Annotated in this window: 17 protein-coding genes; all 17 read left to right on the top strand. The window is 68.7% G+C overall.

Going from position 1 to position 19,016, the window contains the following annotated elements; all coding sequences use genetic code 11:
* The first annotated feature begins 254 nt into the window (after positions 1–254).
* The gene (locus BIV04_RS10405) at positions 255–1,916 is read left to right on the top strand and encodes a GspE/PulE family protein (RefSeq protein ID WP_055975071.1); all 1,662 of its coding nucleotides are present in this window, start codon (positions 255–257) and stop codon (positions 1,914–1,916) included.
* Positions 1,917–1,962: 46 nt separating this feature from the next.
* On the top strand, positions 1,963–3,972 hold the full coding sequence (locus tag BIV04_RS17475; RefSeq protein ID WP_304457119.1) for a type IV pilus twitching motility protein PilT: 2,010 nt from the start codon (positions 1,963–1,965) through the stop codon (positions 3,970–3,972).
* On the top strand, positions 3,972–5,204 hold the full coding sequence (locus tag BIV04_RS10415) for a type II secretion system F family protein (RefSeq protein ID WP_071256209.1): 1,233 nt from the start codon (positions 3,972–3,974) through the stop codon (positions 5,202–5,204). Before BIV04_RS17475 ends, BIV04_RS10415 begins: the two co-directional genes overlap by 1 nt.
* Positions 5,205–5,499: 295 nt before the next feature.
* Entirely contained in the window at positions 5,500–5,967 is a 468-nt protein-coding gene (locus tag BIV04_RS17515; protein WP_071256210.1) for a type II secretion system protein, read from the top strand.
* Positions 5,968–6,077: 110 nt separating this feature from the next.
* A complete protein-coding gene (locus BIV04_RS10425) occupies positions 6,078–7,493 on the top strand; it encodes a carboxypeptidase-like regulatory domain-containing protein (RefSeq protein ID WP_071256211.1) in 1,416 nt (471 codons plus the stop codon).
* A complete protein-coding gene (locus tag BIV04_RS17480; RefSeq protein WP_071256212.1) occupies positions 7,490–8,179 on the top strand; it encodes a type II secretion system protein J in 690 nt (229 codons plus the stop codon). Before BIV04_RS10425 ends, BIV04_RS17480 begins: the two co-directional genes overlap by 4 nt.
* Positions 8,176–9,957, top strand: a complete 1,782-nt coding sequence (locus tag BIV04_RS10435) for a hypothetical protein (protein WP_071256214.1) — start codon at positions 8,176–8,178, stop codon at positions 9,955–9,957. Before BIV04_RS17480 ends, BIV04_RS10435 begins: the two co-directional genes overlap by 4 nt.
* Entirely contained in the window at positions 9,954–10,793 is an 840-nt protein-coding gene (locus BIV04_RS10440) for an A24 family peptidase (RefSeq protein WP_071256215.1), read from the top strand. Before BIV04_RS10435 ends, BIV04_RS10440 begins: the two co-directional genes overlap by 4 nt.
* Before the next feature lie 28 nt (positions 10,794–10,821).
* Positions 10,822–11,871 carry a type IV pilus assembly protein PilM gene (gene pilM / locus BIV04_RS10445; protein ID WP_071256216.1) on the top strand — a complete coding sequence of 350 codons (1,050 nt, stop codon included), beginning with the start codon at positions 10,822–10,824 and terminating at the stop codon, positions 11,869–11,871.
* A complete protein-coding gene (locus BIV04_RS10450) occupies positions 11,868–12,530 on the top strand; it encodes a hypothetical protein (protein ID WP_071256218.1) in 663 nt (220 codons plus the stop codon). The genes pilM and BIV04_RS10450 overlap by 4 nt, the downstream gene beginning before the upstream one ends.
* Positions 12,527–13,303, top strand: a complete 777-nt coding sequence (locus tag BIV04_RS10455) for a hypothetical protein (protein ID WP_143048666.1) — start codon at positions 12,527–12,529, stop codon at positions 13,301–13,303. Before BIV04_RS10450 ends, BIV04_RS10455 begins: the two co-directional genes overlap by 4 nt.
* Positions 13,304–13,459: 156 nt before the next feature.
* On the top strand, positions 13,460–14,035 hold the full coding sequence (locus BIV04_RS10460; RefSeq protein WP_071256221.1) for a DUF6121 family protein: 576 nt from the start codon (positions 13,460–13,462) through the stop codon (positions 14,033–14,035).
* Between the two features lie 209 nt (positions 14,036–14,244).
* On the top strand, positions 14,245–14,619 hold the full coding sequence (rpsL, locus tag BIV04_RS10465; protein WP_043593380.1) for a 30S ribosomal protein S12: 375 nt from the start codon (positions 14,245–14,247) through the stop codon (positions 14,617–14,619).
* Entirely contained in the window at positions 14,619–15,089 is a 471-nt protein-coding gene (gene rpsG, locus BIV04_RS10470; protein WP_043593378.1) for a 30S ribosomal protein S7, read from the top strand. The genes rpsL and rpsG overlap by 1 nt, the downstream gene beginning before the upstream one ends.
* 87 nt (positions 15,090–15,176) lie before the next feature.
* Positions 15,177–17,291 carry an elongation factor G gene (fusA, locus tag BIV04_RS10475; RefSeq protein WP_056043577.1) on the top strand — a complete coding sequence of 705 codons (2,115 nt, stop codon included), beginning with the start codon at positions 15,177–15,179 and terminating at the stop codon, positions 17,289–17,291.
* A 128-nt stretch (positions 17,292–17,419) separates the two neighbouring features.
* Positions 17,420–18,610 (top strand): elongation factor Tu, encoded by a 1,191-nt coding sequence (tuf, locus tag BIV04_RS10480; RefSeq protein WP_054145418.1) that lies wholly within the window; start codon positions 17,420–17,422, stop codon positions 18,608–18,610.
* Between the two features lie 125 nt (positions 18,611–18,735).
* On the top strand, positions 18,736–18,948 hold the full coding sequence (locus BIV04_RS10485) for an Rv0909 family putative TA system antitoxin (RefSeq protein WP_071256222.1): 213 nt from the start codon (positions 18,736–18,738) through the stop codon (positions 18,946–18,948).
* Positions 18,949–19,016: the final 68 nt, after the last annotated feature.

The raw sequence follows: 19,016 nt of genomic DNA on the forward strand, positions 1-19,016 counted from the left end.
AGGCGCGGTGAGGGTCTGACCCGCACCGCGCCTCCTGAAGGCCTCGCCTCGAAGGGCCCCGGCTCGCACCTCGTGCGGACCGAGGCCCTTCGTCGTCACGCGGGCGGGCCCGCACCCCTTCGAGGGGCACCCGCTCTGGGACGTGCCGGCGACGACGTCCCGGCCGTAGCGTGAGGCAAGCTCGGTCCCGACCCCGAGCGTCGAACGGCCTCGTCGTCCTACCCCCGAGGCCCTGTACTTCCGAGGAGGTACGCGTGGCTTCCATGACCGAGATCCTGATCTTGCACGGGCTGTTGCCGATCGAGCAGCTCGACGTGATCCCGCGCGGCCCGGCCGAGGAAGAGGCGTCGATCCGCGACCTCCTCTCGCGAGGCGTCGTCACCGAGATGCAGGTGGCGCGGGCCCGGGCCACCGCCGCCGACCTCGACTTCGTCGAGCTGATCGACTACCCCGTCGACCGCTCGGCCGTGACGATGGTGCCCGCGGCCGTGTGCCGACGGCACAAGGTCCTGCCGATCGGCGTGCGCGACGGTTCGTTGATCCTCGCCATGGAGGACCCGGGCGACGTCTTCGCCATCGACGACGTCCGCGCGGGCCTGCGCATGGGCGTCGACCCCGTCGTCGCCGAGAAGAACGACCTCCGCGCCGCCATCGACCGCTACCTCCGCGCCGACGACGAGCTGAACGACCTGACGTCGACCCTCGAAGAGGAGAGGGCGCACGAGACGGCCGCCGACATCACCGACGGCCCGGACGACGACGTGCCGATCGTCCGGTTCGTCAACCTGCTCGTCAGCCAGGCGATCACCGACCACGCCTCCGACATCCACATCGAGCCGTCCGAGACCGACGTGCGCATCCGCTACCGCATCGACGGTGTGCTGCACGAGATGCAGCCAGCACCGAAGGCGATCCAGAACGGCGTCATCTCGCGTCTCAAGATCATGAGCGAGATCGACATCGCCGAGCGCCGCAAGCCGCAGGACGGCCGCATGTCGGTGCGCCACGGCGGGCGCCAGATCGACCTGCGGGTGGCGACGCTGCCGACCGTGTGGGGCGAGAAGGTCGTCATGCGCATCCTCGACAACTCGAACACCTCGATGAGCCTGCGCGACCTCAACCTGCTCGAGCGCAACTTCGACGTCTACGCCGAGTCGTACTCGAAGCCCTACGGCATGATCCTCGTCACCGGCCCCACGGGCTCGGGCAAGTCGACGACGCTGTACACGACGCTCAACGCCGTCGCCCGTCCCGAGATCAACGTCATCACGGTCGAGGACCCGGTCGAGTACCGCATGAAGGGCATCAACCAGGTGCAGGTCAACCCCAAGGCGGGCCTGACCTTCGCGAGTGCGCTCCGCAGCATCCTGCGGTCCGACCCCGACGTCGTCCTGCTCGGCGAGATCCGCGACCACGAGACGGCGCAGATCGCGATCGAGGCGTCGCTCACCGGCCACCTCGTGTTGAGCACGTTGCACACGAACGACGCCCCGAGCGCGATCACCCGCCTCACCGAGATGGGCATCGAGCCCTTCCTCGTGGGGTCGGCCATCGACTGCGTCGTCGCCCAGCGCCTGGCGCGTCGGCTCTGCGACCGGTGCAAGACGCCCACGGCCTACTCGCCGCTGCAGCTGGCGCATCTGAAGTTCCGCGTCGGGCCCGACGAGAACCCCACGGTGTACCAGCCGGTGGGCTGCCAGCAGTGCTCGAACACGGGCTACCGCGGTCGCATCGCCCTGCACGAGGTGATGAGCGTCTCGGAAGAGATCGAACGCCTCGCCGTCGCCCGCGCGTCCAGCGCCGAGATCGGCCGGGTCGCCCGTGAGCAGGGCATGTTGAGCCTGCGTCAGGACGGTTGGGCGAAGGCCAAGCTCGGCCTCACCAGCGTCGAAGAGATCCTGCGGGTCGTCGCGTGACGCCCGTCTCCGGCCGAGCCCGGACCGAGAACGAGGAGGCCCTCTCATGAGCGCTTCGATCTACGACCTCCCCGACGACGCGGCAGCCGACGCCGCTCCCGGAAGCTGGACCCCCGGGCGTCCCGGCGACGAGATCCGGACGGCCGCCGCCACCACGGCGACCGCGCCGTCGCCGGCTCCGGCCGACGTGTCCTCGGCGTCGCCCTTCCCGCCCGCCCCCGCGTCCGCCGGCGGCGCCGCCCCGGCGCCCGTCTACAGCCTCGACGGTGGACAGGACCCGGTCATGGGGTGGACGCCGACGCGCGCCCCCTCGAGCCGTCGCGCCGCCCGGCTGGCCGAGGCCCTGGTCGACAAGGCCGCGCTCGCCGACCAGGAGGCCCTGCTCGTCCCCGACACCGGCCCCTCGCCGGTCCTGCCCCGGTCGGCCGCGGCCCCGTCGTCGGTCTCCGCGCCCTCCTCCGTGCTCACGCCGCCCGCGGCCGCAGGGCCCACGGCAGCCTCCCCGGCACCGCTCAGCCCGCCGCCCGCCGGCCACGTGCTGCCGTCCACGCCGCGAGCCGGCTGGGTCGACCCCCGCTTCGAGGAGCCGATCCGCGCCTCCCGGGCTCAGGCGACCCCCACGCAGGAGGCGCGGGCCGGCTCCGCGACGGACCTCGCCGCCACCGCCCCCACCGTCGCGATCCCGGCGACGGCCGGCACGACGGCGACGAGCTCGTCCGCCTCGCCGTTCGCCGCCGAGGGCGTCGTCTTCCCGGCCGCCGACGGCGTCCCGGCGGCCCCGTCCGCGGTGGCGCCCTGGGACGCCCCGGCCCCGCAGCACGTCGCCGCCGACGCGCCGACCGCCGTCCTCACCACCCCCGAGGACGCGGCCGACTTCCACGGCATCGAGCTGCACCGCCACCCGCGCGACCACGCGCACGCCGGGCTCGTCTCGGCGTTGATCCAGGTCGTGCTGCAGAACGCGTCCGACCTGCACGTCACCACCGACGCGATGCCGACGATCCGCGTCGACGGCGCCCTGCGACCGGCCCTCGCCGGCGGGACCGTCTGGGATGCGGCCATCGTCCGCACGGCGCTGGAGAGCCTGCTCACGCCCGAGCAGCAGCAGCGGTTCGACGACGAGCTCGAGCTCGACTTCGCCTACTCGCTCTCGGACGAGGCGCGTTTTCGCGTGAACTTCTACCAGCAGCGCGGTTCGTTGGGGGCGGCGTTCCGGCTCATCCCGACCGAGATCAAGCAGCTCGGCGACCTGGGCGTGCCCGAGTCGGTGTCGACCTTCGCCAAGCTGCCGCGCGGTCTCGTGCTCGTCACGGGCCCCACGGGTTCGGGCAAGTCGACGACCCTCGCGGCACTGATCGACCTCGTCAACCGCACGCGCGCCGACCACATCGTGACGGTCGAGGACCCGATCGAGTTCATGCACCAGCACAAGAAGTCGCTCGTGAACCAGCGCGAGGTCGGGCACGACACGCACAGCTTCGCGGCGGCGCTCAAGCACGTGCTGCGGCAGGACCCCGACGTCATCCTGATCGGCGAGCTCCGCGACCTCGAGACCATCTCGGTCGCGCTGACCGCCGCCGAGACCGGCCACCTGGTGTTCGCGACCCTGCACACGCAGAGCGCGGCGCAGACGATCGACCGTGTCATCGACGTGTTCCCGCCGTACCAGCAGGACCAGGTGCGCACGCAGCTCGCCTCGACGCTGCAGGGCGTCGTCTGCCAGACGCTGCTGCCCAAGGCCAGCGGGCGGGGCCGGGTCGTGGCGACCGAGATCATGATGATGACCCCCGCCATCGGCAACCTCGTCCGCGAGGGCAAGACCTACCAGATCGCCTCGTCGATGCAGGCGGGCCGTGACCTCGGCATGCACACCATGGACCAGAAGCTCGCCGACCTGGTGAACACCGGCGTCGTGACGCACAAGGCCGCCATGGAGAAGGTGCACGACCGTGAAGGGTTTGACCGTCTCGTGACGCGTGTGATCAACAAGTCCGAGAGTCAGGGCCTCGACAGCGGCATCGACTTCGGCGACTCGTTCTCGGGCGGGGCCGCCTGATGGCCGGGGCAGTCGCCTACGCCTACAAGGGGCGTGACGGGGCCGGCAAGGTCGTCAAGGGGAAGGTCGACGCGTCGAGCGAGGGCGCGGTCATCACCCGCCTGCGCACGATGGGCGTGCAGCCGATCTCGATCAGCGAGGCGGGCGCCGGCACGGGCCTGCAGCGCGAGGTGTCGATCCCCGGGCTCGGCGACCGCGCGGTCAAGATGAAGGACATCGCGGTCATGTCGCGCCAGATGGCGACCATGATCGGCTCGGGGCTGTCGCTCTTGCGCACCCTGACGATCCTCGCCGACCAGGTCGAGAACAAGCGGCTGGCCAAGATCATGGCCGAGGTGCGTGACGACGTCGAGACCGGCGTCTCGTTCTCGGACGCGGTCGGCAAGCACGACAAGGACTTCCCCCCGCTGATGATCAACATGATCAAGGCGGGCGAGACCGGTGGGTTCCTCGACAAGGCGCTCGAGTCGACGGCCGAGAACTTCGAGAAAGAGGTGGCGCTGCGGTCGACGATCAAGTCGGCCATGACCTACCCCGTCGTCGTGCTCGTCATGTCGCTCGTCGCGGTCGTCGTGATGCTGCTGTTCATCGTCCCGATCTTCCAGGACATGTTCACGAACCTCGGCGGGCAGCTGCCGTTGCCGACGATGATGCTCGTCTACGCCTCGCGGGCGATGCCGTACGTGGTGCCGGCCGGCATCGTCGTGGGCATCGCGTTCTCGATCTGGTGGCGGACGAACAAGAACTCGGTCAGGGTGCGGGCGTTCCTCGACCCGCTCAAGCTGAGGCTGCCCGTCTTCGGTGCGCTGTTCCGCAAGATCGCGATCGCACGGTTCAGCCGCAACTTCTCGAACATGATCGGGGCCGGCGTGCCGATCCTCACGGCGCTGCGCATCGTGGGTGAGGTGTCGGGCAACTACGTCCTCGAGGAGGCGCTGGTCAAGGTGGCCGAGTCGGTGCGGCAGGGCGAGTCCATCGCCGGACCGCTGACCGAGTCGGGGGTCTTCCCCTCGATGGTCACGCAGATGATCTCGGTCGGTGAGGACAGCGGTTCGCTGCAGACGATGCTCGAGAAGGTCGCGGACTTCTACGACCAAGAGGTGAAGTCGACGACCGAGTCGCTCACGGCCCTGATCGAGCCCCTGCTGATCGCCTTCCTCGGCGTCGTCGTCGGCGGCATGATCGTGGCGCTCTACCTGCCCATCTTCCAGATCACGTCGCTGATCAAGTAGCGCATCAGGCACCCCCGCAGGAGGCGCGGCCCGGCTCACGAGGCCGGCTCGCGCCTCCTTCTCGTGCCGGGCGTCTCGCGACGGCCCGGTCTACCCCGCGAACGGGTGCTGACCAGCGATTTTCGGCCTTTCGGGGGATACCCGAACTGGGGCCGTGTCGCGGCCCAAAACCCCCCTTCCAAGGGATTCTGGGGCACTTTCCCAGGTGGCACCATCGATCCCGGCGGGAGCTCGGTGACCGCCTACCCGAACACCGAGACAACCACCCCGCACCCGACCGAACAGGACCAGCGACATGTACTTCACCCTCATGGGCAAGCTCAGCGCCCGCCGCCAGAACCTCGCCGAAGACAAGGACAAGGGCTTCACCCTGATCGAGCTCCTCGTCGTCGTGATCATCATCGGCATCCTCGCCGCGATCGCCATCCCGGTGTACCTGGGCGTGCAGAACAACGCCAAGGACTCGGCCGTGAAGAGCGACGTCACGAACCTCAAGACGGCCATCATCAGCCTGCAGACGAACGCAACAAGCACGCTGCCCGCCACTGCCACCTTCACCCAGACGGCAAAACCTGCTGCGGGAACCGCGACGACTCCCGACTGGGCCGGTGCTGGTGCGACGATCAGCGACAACACGACCGAGCTGAAGTTCGGCAAGTCGTCCACGGACTCCTTCTGCATCATCGGAACGAGCTCGACAAACAAGAAGTTCTACGCCACCGGCAACTCCGGTGTCAGCGAGACGGCCTGCACCATTTCCTAGCCCTTCAGCTCGCCCCTGAGGCGGGACGGCGGCTTGTCCTCGTCCCGCCTCTTCCAACGTCCTTGCTACAGGACATGAACGCCCTCGACCCGACCGGGAGGTGAACCACCATGTTGCAGCGCCTCAGCGCCCGTCTCTGTCCCCTCGACCCCGAGGCGCGCGACGCCGGCCTGTCGATCGTCGAGGTGGTCGTCGCCCTCCTGGTCTTCGCGATCATCACGGTCGGCTCGATCGTCGCCGTCGGCACCACGTTGACCATCTCGAGCGACAACCGCAGCCGTGAGGTCGCCACCAACCTCGCCGCACAGGCCGTCGACGTCGCCCGCGCCGTGACGGACGTCGTCGCGGTGGCCTCGGGCACGACGACGACCGTCGTCAACGGCACCACGTTCACCGTGGCCCAGACCGCCGCCTGGATCACCACCACGGGCGTCGACGCGACCTGCACCCCGGCCTCCGCGTCGGGCAACGGTTCGCTGTTCTACAAGCGTCTGCAGGTCGCGGTGACCTGGTCGGGCATGCGCAAGACCACCTCGCCCGTGCGCAGCGACACGATCCTCGCCCCCAACAGCCGGCTCAACGACCAGGACACCGGCACGATCGTCATCGGGGTCAAGGACACCAAGGGTGGCCCGGTCTCGGGCGTCGTGGTCACGGTCGAGCCCGACACCGCCTCGACCACCCCCGGCAAAGCGCTGACCTCCGGCTCCAAGCCCGGCGCGACCAACGCCGACGGTTGCGCGGTCGCCATCAAGGTGCTTCCGGGCTCCTACAAGGTGACCGTCTCGCGGGCCGACGCCGCGCCCTACCGCGACTCCCGGCAGCAGCCGGCGCCGTTCAAGACGGGAACCGTCGTCGTCAAGGGAGACACGGCCGGTGTCTCGTTCACCTACGACCTGGGTGACGACTTCGAACTCGGCTACGCCTCGAACTACACCGGCGGCACCGTGCTGCTGCCGAACGACCTCAAGACCACCGTCCTCGGCGGGCCCGAAGCGTACGTGCTCAACGGCCCGGTGAGCGACGCCTACCTCTTCCCCCTGACGACCGGCTACCAGCTGATCGCCGGCACGTACCTGCCCGTCGGCACGACCGGCGGCAGCTGCCTCTCACCCGACCCGGCCTCGTGGCCTGCCAACGCCGCCGGCAAGACGGCCACGCGCCAGCCGTTCGTCGCCGCGTCGGACAAGACCGCTGCCTACCCGTTGCCGATGGGCGTGACGACGGTGAAGCTCGCCGCGGGCAGCGACACCCTGATCCAGGCCCGGTCGACCACCGCCCTCAACGGCGACCCCGGCTGCGCCGCCACACAGACCTACTCCTTCACGGTCAAGAACAAGACGCCGGCCAACGAGGTGACGATCGCCCTTCCCTACGGCACCTGGGCGATCAGCTCGGGCACGTCGACCTCGAACCTCCGGTCGTTGACCATCAGCGGGTTGATCGGCAGCATCATCGGGGCCATCTTCGGTGGCAGCGGCGGCACCGCCAACGTCGTCACGCTCGACCCGAGGCCCGCCAAGTGACCGCGCTGCGGCGACTCATCGCCCGGGCCCGCCGTGACGAGGGCGTCAGCCTGGCCGAGCTGCTCGTGGCGATCATGGTCTTCGGCATCGTCCTCACAGTCGTCTCGACCACCTTCGTCTCGTTGACGAAAGCCACGGCCCAGGCCCGCTTCATCGACGCCAACACCAGGGTCGCCTCGAACGGGTTGAACGACCTCAGTCGGACCATCCGCGCCGCCCGCACGATCGCCCAACCCGGCGGCACCGAGGCGTCGTCGTTCACGCTCGCCACGACCGAGAGCCTCACTCTGACGACAGCCGTCAACACCGCGGACTCCCTGACCACCGTGCCGCGGCGCGTGACCTTCCGCGTCGAGGCCGACCGCACCCTCAGCTCGTCCACCGTCGTGGCCACGCCCCTCCAGACCGACTTCTGGCAGTTCACCTCGCCGGCGACCAAGCGCGCCCTCGGCGGCACCGTCGTCACGGCCGCGAGCAGCGGTGCGCCGCTCTTCACCTATCTCGACTTCACGGGCAAGGCGCTGACCCCCGACGCCTCGGGTGCGCTCACGGCGTCGCAGCTGCCCTCCATCGCCGCGGTGACCATCTCGTTGACCATCGACCGGACGAGCTCGATGTCGAGCCAGGCGGTCACCCTGCAGAACACCGTCTCACTGTCCAACCTCGCCGGAGGGGCGACGACATGACCTCCTTGCGCACCCGTCTCGGCCTGGGCGGCCCGTCCGCCGAGAGCGGCATGGCCATGGCCATCACCCTCATCTTCGGCATGGTGCTCGTCATCATGGCCGCCACCGCCCTCACCGTGGCCACCAGCGGGCTCAAGAAGGCCGACGGGGACCAGGACGTCAACGGTGCCCTCGCCGCGGCCTACGCCGGCGTCGAGGAGTACCAGTCGCGTCTCGCCAACGACAACAGCTACCAGCAGTACGGCGACTCCGACGCCCCGTTCAGCAAGGCGACCGCCAGCAAGCTGACCCTGCCGTCGGGCAGTCAGGCCAACAAGGCGTTCGGGTCGGGCCCCTCGGGCTCGTGGGCCTCGGTGCCGGGCAGCACCGACCTCGCGCAGTTCCGCTACGAGGTCGACAATTCGAAGTACGTCGGGTCGGGCGCCCTGCGCATCCGCTCGACGGGCAAGGTCGGTTCGGCCACGCGGTCGGTCATCGCCGACCTTCGCCAGAAGGGCTTCATCGACTACCTGTACTTCACCGACATCGAGTCCCAGGACCCCACGCTCACCCGCAGCACGAACGCGGACTGCACCAAGCACGCCTGGGAAGGACGCACCCAGGGGGACGACTGCGGCGAGATCGCGTTCAGCGGTGGAGACACGATCTACGGGCCGGCACACTCCAACGACACGATGCGCGTCTGCTCGGCGACCTTCAAGGAGGTCGTGACCACGGCCGACCCGACCCTCGGACGCACGTACGCCAAGGTCGACTCGAACAACAGTGCCTGCTCGGGCCAGACGTTCGACAAGGGCGTTCCCGGTCAGGTCGCGACCGTGCAGATGCCCGACACCAACAACGACAAGGTGCGCGAGACCCGCACCGACATCCCCGCCGAGGTGCCGCGCCCCGGCTGCCTCTACACGGGGCCGACCGACATCGTCTTCACCGCCGACGGCAAGATGACCGTCAAGTCGCCGTACTCGAAGATGACGCGGCTCGCGAACGCCGAGGCCACCGAGGGCAGCGCCCCGGCCGAGTGCGGCACACCGGGCACGGGGAAGGGGCAGCTCGGCTCGACCGACGGCGCGACCATCACCGTGCCCGCGAACAACCTGGTCTACGTCCAGGACATCCCCGTGCCCGCGTCGGGCAAGGGCAAGTCCAACGTCAACGCGTGGGCCTCCACCGGCGACCTCACCGAGACCTCGTGCTCCAACAACCACGTCGGCTACCCCCTGGCCGGCGAGTCCGTCCCGATCGCGAACACGGCCGGCGGTCCGGGCTCCGGGGCCTGCGCCTACGGTGCCCGCAGCGGGGACGCCTTCGTCAAGGGCGCTTTCCAGGGGCAGCTGACCATCGCGGCGAAGAACTACCTCTACGTCACGGGCGACCTGACCTACGCGTCCACGAACGCGAGCACGAACATCCTCGGCCTGGCCTCCGACGGCGTCACCTGGGTGCACAACCCGGTCAACGTCTTCGGCGGTTCGATGCTGGGCGACCGTGACCGTGAGATCGACGCCGCGATCATCTCCGTCCAGCACTCGTTCCTCGTGCAGAACTACGGCCGCGGTGGCGACCGGGGCACGCTGACCATCAAGGGGTCGATCTCGCAGGCCTACCGTGGCGTCGTCCGCAGCGGGTCGAACGGCTACATCAAGGCCTACACCTACGACACGCGCCTGCGGTACCTCGCGCCGCCCAAGTTCCTCAGCCCGGTCACCACCTCGTACGGTGTCACCACGCAGACCGAGGTCAAGGCCGCCTTCACGTCGACCGGGGCCGCGACGTGATCGCGGCCCCGTGGGTCACCGCCGTCCTCCTGGCGGGTGGTTTCGGTCTGCTCATCGGCTCGTTCCTCAACGTCGTCGTGTACCGCGTCCCCGCGGGGATCTCGATCGCGCGACCCGCGAGCGCCTGCCCGAGTTGCTCGACGCCGATCCGCCGCCGTGACAACGTCCCCGTGGTCAGCTGGCTCGCCCTCGGCGGGAAGTGCCGCGACTGCCGCACGTCCATCTCGGCCCGGTACCCGATCGTCGAACTGGCCACCGGCCTGTTCTTCGTGCTCGTCGCCGCCCGGCTGTGGCCGCTCGTCGACGTCCCGACCGAGGCGCTGCCGCTCGTGTCGCGCCTCCTGGCGCTCGTCGCGTTCCTCTGGCTGGCCGGCGTCAGCGTCGCGCTCGCCGTGATCGACCTCGAGCACCACCGACTGCCGAACGCGATCGTCCTGCCGTCCTACGCGGTCGGGGGCGCGCTCCTGGCGGCCTCGAGCATCCTCGTGGGGGACTGGTCGGCGCTCGTCCGCGCCGCCATCGGCCTGGCCTCCCTCTTCGCCTTCTACCTGATCGCCGCCCTGTCGTACCCGGGAGGCATGGGCTTCGGCGACGTCAAGCTCGCCGGCGTGCTCGGCCTGTACCTCGCCTGGCTCGGCTGGGGCGAGTTCGCCGTGGGCGCCTTCGCGGCGTTCCTGCTGGGCGGCCTCTTCGCGATCGTCCTCCTCGTCACCCGGCGCGTGCATCGCACGGGCGGCATCCCCTTCGGCCCCTGGATGCTCGCGGGCACCTGGGTCGGCGTCTTCGCCGGCGGCACCGTCGCCACGGCGTACCTCACCCTCCTCGGCCTGGCATGAGCCGGCGAGCTGACAGAGAGCAGAACTGATGGGCAAGAACATCGTGGGCATCGACATCGGCAGCCGCTTCGTGCGCGCGGTCGAGGTCGCCGACGTCGACAAGGCGAAGCCGACCATCGTCCGGTTCAGCGAGGTCGCCCTGCCCGACGGTGCCGCGAGCCGCGGCGAGGTCATCGAGTCGCAGACCATGGCCGGCACGCTCAAGCAGCTGTGGTCGGCCGGGGGCTTCAAGAGCAAGCGCGTCGTGCTGGGCATGGGCAACCAGCGGGTGCTCGCGCGCGACATGACGGTGCCGAAGGCCTCGCACAAACGCATCCGCGAGATGCTGCCGTTCCAGGTGCAGGACATGCTCCCCGTCCCGGTCGCCGACGCCCTGCTCGACTTCTACCCCTACGCCGAAGGGCTCGGCGAGAACGGTCCCGTCGTCCACGGGCTGCTCATCGCGGCGGTCAAGGACGCGGTCCTCGGCAACGTGCAGGCCAGCAAGCTCGCCGGCCTGACCACGCTGGGGGTCGACCTGATCCCGTTCTCGAACACGCGCCTCCTCGTCACCCGCCCGCGCATCGCGGGCACGGTCGCGCTCGTCGAGATCGGTCACAGCACGACCTCGGTCATCATGATCGCCGACGGCGTCCCGCAGTTCGTCCGCATCATCCCCTCGGGCGGTGACGACGTCACGCAGGCCGTCGCGACGAAGCTCGAGGTCTCGTCCCAGGTCGCCGAGGGCATCAAGTTCGGCCGCGGCCTCGCCACGACCGTCACGACTCCCGACGAGCAGGCCGCGTCGGCCGCGATTTTCGAGTCCGTCAACGAGTTGCTCGGCAGCCTGCGCAACACGATCCAGTACTACGTCAACACCCGCCCGACCGAGACCGTCGCGGGCATCATGATCGCCGGTGGGGGAGCGGCCCTGCCGGGCCTGCCCGAGGCGCTCAGTGAGGTCACCCGCCTGCCGGTCGCCCTCGCCGACCCGTTCGCGACGGTGGGCTTCGCGAAGAACCTCGACGAGACCGCCCTGCGGTCGCGGTCGACCGACCTGACCGTGGCCCTCGGCCTGGCCCTGGGGAGCGCAGCATGAGAACCCGTGGGAAAGACATCGGCATCACCGTAGGAGGCGCGCCTCGCGTCGACCTGCTGCCTCCTGAGGTCCGCGCCGAGCGTCGCGCCGCCGCCCTGACCCATCGGGTCTGGGCCGGCGTCGTCGTGGTCGCCATCGTGGTCGGCATCGGTTCGGGCGCGGCGTTCTTGCAGCGCATGCAGGCCGAGGACGGGCTGATGACCGCCCAGGGCGAGACCCAGTCCCTCCTCATGTCCCAGACGAAGTACGCGGACCTCAAGACCACGCAGGGGCAGCTCGACCTGGTCGAGGCCGCCCAGAAGGTCGGCGGCTCGACCGACATCGACTGGCCGACCTACCTCGAGAAGGTGCAGGGCACCCTGCCCGTGGGCGTGACGATCATCAGCGTCTCGCTCGACCAGGCCTCGCCCCTCGTGCAGTACACCCAGCCGACCGCGCCGCTCCAGGGGGCCCGGGTCGCGACCCTGACCTTCCAGGCGACCAGCCCGACCCTGCCGTCCGTGCCCGACTGGCTGAACGGCCTCGCGACCCTCCCCGGCTTCGCCGACGCCCAGCCGGGCTCGGTGACCCTCGAGGAAGGCGTCTACAAAGCGGACATCACGATGCACATCACGGCGGACGCCTTCTCGGGCCGCTTCGACCAGAAAGCCGGCGAGTGACCATGGACCGCAACCGGATGATGCTCATCGCCGCCGCCCTGACCGGCGTCGTGGTGTTGGCCCTCGGATTCCTCGTGGGGGTGCAGCCGCAACTCGTCGCCGCCTCGTCCGCCGAGTCGCAACAGCAGAGCGTCGAGGCGCAGAACGAGACCCTGCGCGCGAGCCTCGCGACCCTCGAGACCGACAACGCCAAGCTCCCCGACCTGAAGTCCGAGTTGGCGACGCTCGACACGTCCGTGCCGTCCCAGGCCGCCCTGTCGTCCTTCCTGACCGAACTCGACCAGCTGGCCGGGGCCTCGGGCACGACCGTGACGGGATTCACCTCGTCCGACGCGACGGTCTACGAGCCCACGACCACGGACGTCGCCGCACCCGCCGCCACCGACGAGGCGGCATCCGACTCGGGCGGGACCGCCGCCACCGCCCCGGCCGCGCCCACCGCCCCCGACCTCGTGACCGACCCGCTCGTCACCGCGACGAACTTCTCGTCGATCCCGATCACGGTCAGCATCCAGGGCAGCTACGCCCAGGCCCGTGACTTCCTGTCGAAGCTGCAGGGCGGGTCGCGGCTCTTCCTCGTGACGACGTTCGCCAGCACCGGCAGCTCCGAGGCCGGCGACGCGACCGGCGTCCCCGACCAGTGGACCGTCGGCGGCCTCGTCTACGTCCTCCAGGACGCCGCAGCGACCCAGGCCGACCAGGCCGCCGAGACCCCCGCCGCCACGGCGGAGGGCACCGACGGCACGAGCTCGGACACCGCCGCCGGCCAGTAGCGCGAAGCGCCTCAGGCCGGGTCCCGACCACCGCCCGCCCCAGAACGCCACGATCTGGACACGCCGCCACGAGAAAACGTGGCGGCGTGTCCACATCGTGGCGGGGTGGCGCATCGGCGGGCCACCGCGCCTCCTGCGGGCGCGTAGCCTCGAAGGATGTCCCGAGCCGTCTACGCCGTCATGGGCACCGTCCTCTTCGGTGCGCTCGTCATCATGGTCGCGGGCTTCGAGGCGCTGCTGCTCGACCGCGACCCGATCGACGAACCCGACGCCGGCACGTTGCTCGGCCCACTGATGGTCGCCGCCGCCGTGCTCGTGGTGCTGCTGTCGCTGCTACGGTCGGCGGCACTCTCCGACGCCCGCGACGACAGGGCTCCGGAGGTGCGGGGCACGTTCCCCGCGCAGCCCGCCGTGTTCGCCCGCCCGGGCACCGCGGGCGGAACGCGCTCCGGCACCGGTGACGAGGTGACCGGCCCTGGAGGACCCGCACCGCGCCTCCTCGTCGTCGCGATCGTCACCGCAGCGCTCGTGTACGTCCTGATGCTCGCCGTCGGGGGAGTCGTCTACGGCCTCGTGCGGGAGGAACTCGTCTGGGTGCTGCTCTTCGCCGCGCGGTACGCCGTGTCGCCCTTCGTGATCGGCTCGGCGATCTGCGCCGGACTCGTCGTCGGGGGCACGCTCGCCGTGTCCCGCATCGACCCGGGGCACGCCGACCCTCGACCATTTGATTAAGGCACTACCGCAAGATAAGCTCTTTCGGGTGTGCGCCTGACCGCGCGCCCGAATAAAAGCCCCCTCGACCTCGCGGCCGAGACGGGCAGACCGTCTCGGCCACCGAGACGAGGATGCCGGCTGATCAGCCGGACAGAGCAGAGCGATGCGAGAGCAGCGCGACTCGGCGTGTTCGAGAGAACAGCGTCGAGATCCGATGAGGAGAACCAGTGCCAACTATTCAGCAGCTGGTCCGCAAGGGACGTACGCCGAAGGTCGTCAAGACCAAGGCCCCCGCCCTGCGGTCCAACCCCCAGCAGCGTGGCGTGTGCACGCGTGTGTACACCACCACCCCCAAGAAGCCGAACTCCGCGCTCCGCAAGGTCGCCCGTGTGAAGCTCTCGAACGGCACCGAGGTCACCGCCTACATCCCCGGCGAGGGCCACAACCTGCAAGAGCACTCGATGGTGCTCGTGCGCGGCGGTCGTGTGAAAGACCTCCCCGGTGTGCGCTACAAGATCGTCCGTGGCGCCCTCGACACCCAGGCCGTGAAGAACCGCAAGCAGGCTCGCAGCCTCTACGGTGCGAAGAAGGACAAGAAGTAATGCCTCGTAAAGGACCCGCGCCCAAGCGCCCTGTCGTCGCCGACCCGGTCTACGGTGCGCCGATCGTCAGCCAGCTCGTCAACAAGATCCTCCTCGACGGCAAGAAGGGCCTCGCCGAGCGCATCGTCTACGGTGCTCTCGCCGGCGTCACCGCCAAGAACGACCAAGATGCGGTGGCCACGCTGAAGAAGGCGCTCGACAACGTGCGCCCGACCCTCGAGGTCCGCTCGCGTCGCGTCGGCGGTTCGACCTACCAGGTCCCCGTCGAGGTCAAGCCCCACCGCGCCAACACCCTGGCCCTCCGCTGGCTCACCAGCTACGCCAAGGCTCGTCGCGAGAAGACGATGACCGAGCGTCTCATGAACGAGATCCTCGACGCGTCGAACGGTCTCGGCGCCGCTGTCAAGCGTCGCGAAGACACGCACAAGATGGCCGAGTCGAACAAGGCCTTCGCGCACTACCGCTGGTAACCGGCACGAGGAGGCGCGGTGTGCGCACGACGCGCACCGCACCTCCTCGTCCCCCCAACTACCCCACCTATCCCTTCGGAGGAACCCGTGGCACAAGATGTGCTCACCGACCTGAACAAGGTCCGCAACATCGGCATCATGGCTCACATCGATGCTGGCAAGACGACGACCACCGAGCGCATCCTGTACTACACGGGCATCACCCACAAGATCGGTGAGGTCCACGACGGTGCGGCCACGATGGACTGGATGGCGCAAGAGCAAGAGCGCGGCATCACCATCACGTCGGCTGCGACGACCTGCTTCTGGAACAAGAACCAGATCAACATCATCGACACCCCCGGTCACGTCGACTTCACGGTCGAGGTCGAGCGGTCGCTCCGCGTGCTCGACGGTGCCGTCGCCGTCTTCGACGGCAAAGAGGGCGTCGAGCCCCAGTCCGAGACCGTCTGGCGTCAGGCCGACAAGTACGACGTGCCCCGCATCTGCTTCGTCAACAAGATGGACAAGCTCGGTGCCGACTTCTACTTCACGGTCGACACGATCATCAACCGCCTCGGCGCCAAGCCGCTGGTGATGCAGCTCCCGATCGGTGCCGAGAGCTCCTTCGAGGGCGTCGTCGACCTGGTCGAGATGCGTGCCCTCACGTGGCGCGGCGACGCCAAGGGTGACGTCGAGCTGGGTGCGAAGTACGAGATCGAAGAGATCCCCGAAGACCTCAAGGAGAAGGCGGCCGAGTACCGCGCCAAGCTCCTCGAGACGGTCGCCGAGTCCGACGACGTGCTGCTCGAGAAGTACTTCGGTGGCGAAGAGCTCACGATCGCCGAGATCAAGGGTGCCGTCCGCAAGATGACGGTCAACTCCGAGCTGTACCCGATCTTCTGTGGTTCGGCCTTCAAGAACCGCGGCGTGCAGCCGATGCTCGACGCGGTCATCGACTACCTGCCCTCGCCGCTCGACGTGCCTCCCATGGAGGGTCACGACGTCCGCGACGCCGAGAAGATCATCATCCGCAAGCCCGAGTCGACCGAGCCCTTCTCGGCTCTCGCCTTCAAGGTCGCGGTGCACCCCTTCTTCGGTCGCCTCACCTACGTCCGCGTCTACTCGGGTTCGATCGAGTCCGGCGCCCAGGTCATCAACTCGACCAAGGACAAGAAAGAGCGCATCGGCAAGATCTTCCAGATGCACTCCAACAAGGAGAACCCGGTCGACAGCGTGACCGCCGGTCACATCTACGCCGTCATCGGGCTCAAGTTCACCACCACCGGTGACACCCTGTGCGACCCGTCCGAGCAGATCGTCCTCGAGTCGATGACGTTCCCCGAGCCCGTCATCGAGGTCGCGATCGAGCCGAAGACCAAGGCCGACCAAGAGAAGCTGTCGCTGGCCATCCAGAAGCTCGCCGAAGAAGACCCGACGTTCCGCGTCGAGCTCAACGCCGAGACGGGCCAGACGGTCATCAAGGGCATGGGCGAGCTCCACCTCGACATCCTGGTCGACCGCATGAAGCGCGAGTTCAACGTCGAGGCCAACGTGGGCAAGCCCCAGGTCGCGTACCGCGAGACCCTCAAGAAGGGCATCGAGCGCTACGACTACACCCACAAGAAGCAGACCGGTGGTTCGGGTCAGTTCGCCAAGGTGCAGATCGCTCTCGAGCCCTTCGAGGTCACGGCCGAGTCGACCTACGAGTTCGTCAACAAGGTCACCGGTGGCCGCATCCCCCGCGAGTACATCCCCTCGGTCGATGCCGGCATCCAGGACGCCATGCAGGTCGGCGTGCTCGCCGGCTACCCGACGGTGGGCGTCCGCGCGCTGCTGCTCGACGGTGCGGCGCACGACGTCGACTCGTCCGAGATGGCGTTCAAGATCGCTGGGTCGATCGCCTACAAAGAGGCGGCTCGCAAGGCCCAGCCCGTTCTCCTCGAGCCGCTCATGGCGGTCGAGGTCCGTACGCCCGAGGAATACATGGGCGACGTCATCGGCGACCTCAGCTCGCGACGCGGGCAGATCTCGTCGATGGAAGACGCCAGTGGTGTGAAGGTCGTTCGGGCCAGCGTGCCGCTGTCGGAGATGTTCGGTTACGTCGGAGACCTGCGGTCGAAGACCTCGGGCCGGGCCGTCTACTCGATGACGTTCGAGTCGTACCAAGAGGTGCCCTCGGCCGTCGCCGAAGAGATCATCCAGAAGAACAAGGGCGAATAGTCCTGAACCGCGTGGTCGTCCGACGACCACGTAACATGTACACACACCAATCCGCGAGGCGTCCGGTAGGCCGGGTCATCGACCCGGCCCCCGGCCGCACCGCAACCGAGTCCTGAGGAGGACCCACAGTGGCTAAGGCCAAGTTCGAGCGGACCAAGCCGCACGTCAACATCGGAACCATCGGTCACGTCGACCACGGCAAGACCACGCTCACCGCGGCGATCACCAAGGTCCTGCACGACAAGTACCCCGACCTCAACACGGCGTCGGCGTTCGACCAGATCGACAACTCGCCTGAAGAGAAGCAGCGCGGCATCACGATCAACATCTCGCACGTCGAGTACCAGACCGAGAAGCGCCACTACGCTCACGTCGACGCTCCCGGCCACGCCGACTACGTCAAGAACATGATCACCGGTGCGGCTCAGATGGACGGCGCGATCCTCGTCGTCGCCGCCACCGACGGTCCCATGCCCCAGACGCGTGAGCACGTGCTGCTCGCTCGCCAGGTCGGCGTGCCCTACATCGTCGTCGCCCTGAACAAGGCCGACATGGTCGATGACGAAGAGATCATGGAGCTCGTCGAGCTCGAGGTCCGCGAGCTCCTCTCGAGCCAGGAGTTCGACGGCGACAACGCCCCGATCGTCCAGGTCTCCGCTCTCAAGGCCCTCGAGGGCGACGAGAAGTGGGCCGAGACGGTCGCCGAGCTGATGAACGCCGTCGACGAGAACGTGCCCGAGCCCGTTCGCGCCACCGACCAGCCCTTCCTCATGCCCATCGAGGACGTCTTCACGATCACCGGTCGTGGCACCGTCGTCACCGGTCGTGTCGAGCGCGGTCAGCTCAACGTCAACGAAGAGGTCGAGATCGTCGGCATCCGCCCGACCGTCAAGACCACCGTCACCGGCATCGAGATGTTCCGCAAGCTGCTCGACTCGGCCCAGGCCGGCGACAACACCGGTCTGCTCCTTCGTGGCACCAAGCGCGAAGACGTCGAGCGCGGCCAGGTCGTCGTCAAGCCCGGTTCGGTCACGCCGCACACCGAGTTCGAGGCGAACGTCTACATCCTCTCGAAGGACGAGGGCGGCCGTCACAACCCGTTCTACGCGAACTACCGCCCGCAGTTCTACTTCCGCACCACCGACGTCACGGGTGTCATCACGCTGCCCGAGGGCACCGAGATGGTCATGCCCGGCGACACGACCGAGATCAGCGTCCAGCTGATCCAGCCGATCGCCATGGAAGCCGGCCTGCGCTTCGCCATCCGCGAGGGTGGTCGCACGGTCGGTGCCGGTACGGTCACCAAGATCAACAAGTAAGTCCTGTTCACGCAGAACTGCTGATCTGACGAAAGAGGTCAGGCCCTTCGGGGTCTGACCTCTTTCGCGTTCCCGGAGCACGATGGAACGGACGCCGGACGGTCCGGCGCCGACGGGAGGACGTCATGGCAGGCTTCGACGACATCACCAAGAAGGCCCAGGCCTTCCTCAAGGACGGCAAGGTGCAGGACGCACTCAAGAGCGAGAAGGCCGAGGGAGTCAGCGACAACATCCTCGACGCCGTCGCGTCCGCGGCCGACAAGGCCACCGGTGGCAAGCACACCGACAAGATCCGCCAGGCGAAAGAGCAGGCCGACAAGAAGCTCGGCAACCAGTAGGTCGTCCCCGGCGAAGCCCCCGTCTCCCCGACGGGGGCTTCGCTGTACCCCGCCCAGCCCCCTCGGCG

Source organism: Frigoribacterium sp. MCBA15_019, from assembly GCF_001864945.1.
Lineage (GTDB): Bacteria > Actinomycetota > Actinomycetes > Actinomycetales > Microbacteriaceae > Frigoribacterium.

Coding starts and splice junctions, on each gene's coding strand:
- BIV04_RS10485 (WP_071256222.1), top strand. CDS start 18,736: ATGGCAGGCTTCGACGACATCACCAAGAAGGCCCAGGCCTTCCTCAAG.
- BIV04_RS10450 (WP_071256218.1), top strand. CDS start 11,868: ATGAGAACCCGTGGGAAAGACATCGGCATCACCGTAGGAGGCGCGCCT.
- BIV04_RS17515 (WP_071256210.1), top strand. CDS start 5,500: ATGTACTTCACCCTCATGGGCAAGCTCAGCGCCCGCCGCCAGAACCTC.
- pilM (WP_071256216.1), top strand. CDS start 10,822: ATGGGCAAGAACATCGTGGGCATCGACATCGGCAGCCGCTTCGTGCGC.
- BIV04_RS10415 (WP_071256209.1), top strand. CDS start 3,972: ATGGCCGGGGCAGTCGCCTACGCCTACAAGGGGCGTGACGGGGCCGGC.
- rpsG (WP_043593378.1), top strand. CDS start 14,619: ATGCCTCGTAAAGGACCCGCGCCCAAGCGCCCTGTCGTCGCCGACCCG.
- BIV04_RS10425 (WP_071256211.1), top strand. CDS start 6,078: ATGTTGCAGCGCCTCAGCGCCCGTCTCTGTCCCCTCGACCCCGAGGCG.
- BIV04_RS17475 (WP_304457119.1), top strand. CDS start 1,963: ATGAGCGCTTCGATCTACGACCTCCCCGACGACGCGGCAGCCGACGCC.
- BIV04_RS10435 (WP_071256214.1), top strand. CDS start 8,176: ATGACCTCCTTGCGCACCCGTCTCGGCCTGGGCGGCCCGTCCGCCGAG.
- BIV04_RS10460 (WP_071256221.1), top strand. CDS start 13,460: ATGTCCCGAGCCGTCTACGCCGTCATGGGCACCGTCCTCTTCGGTGCG.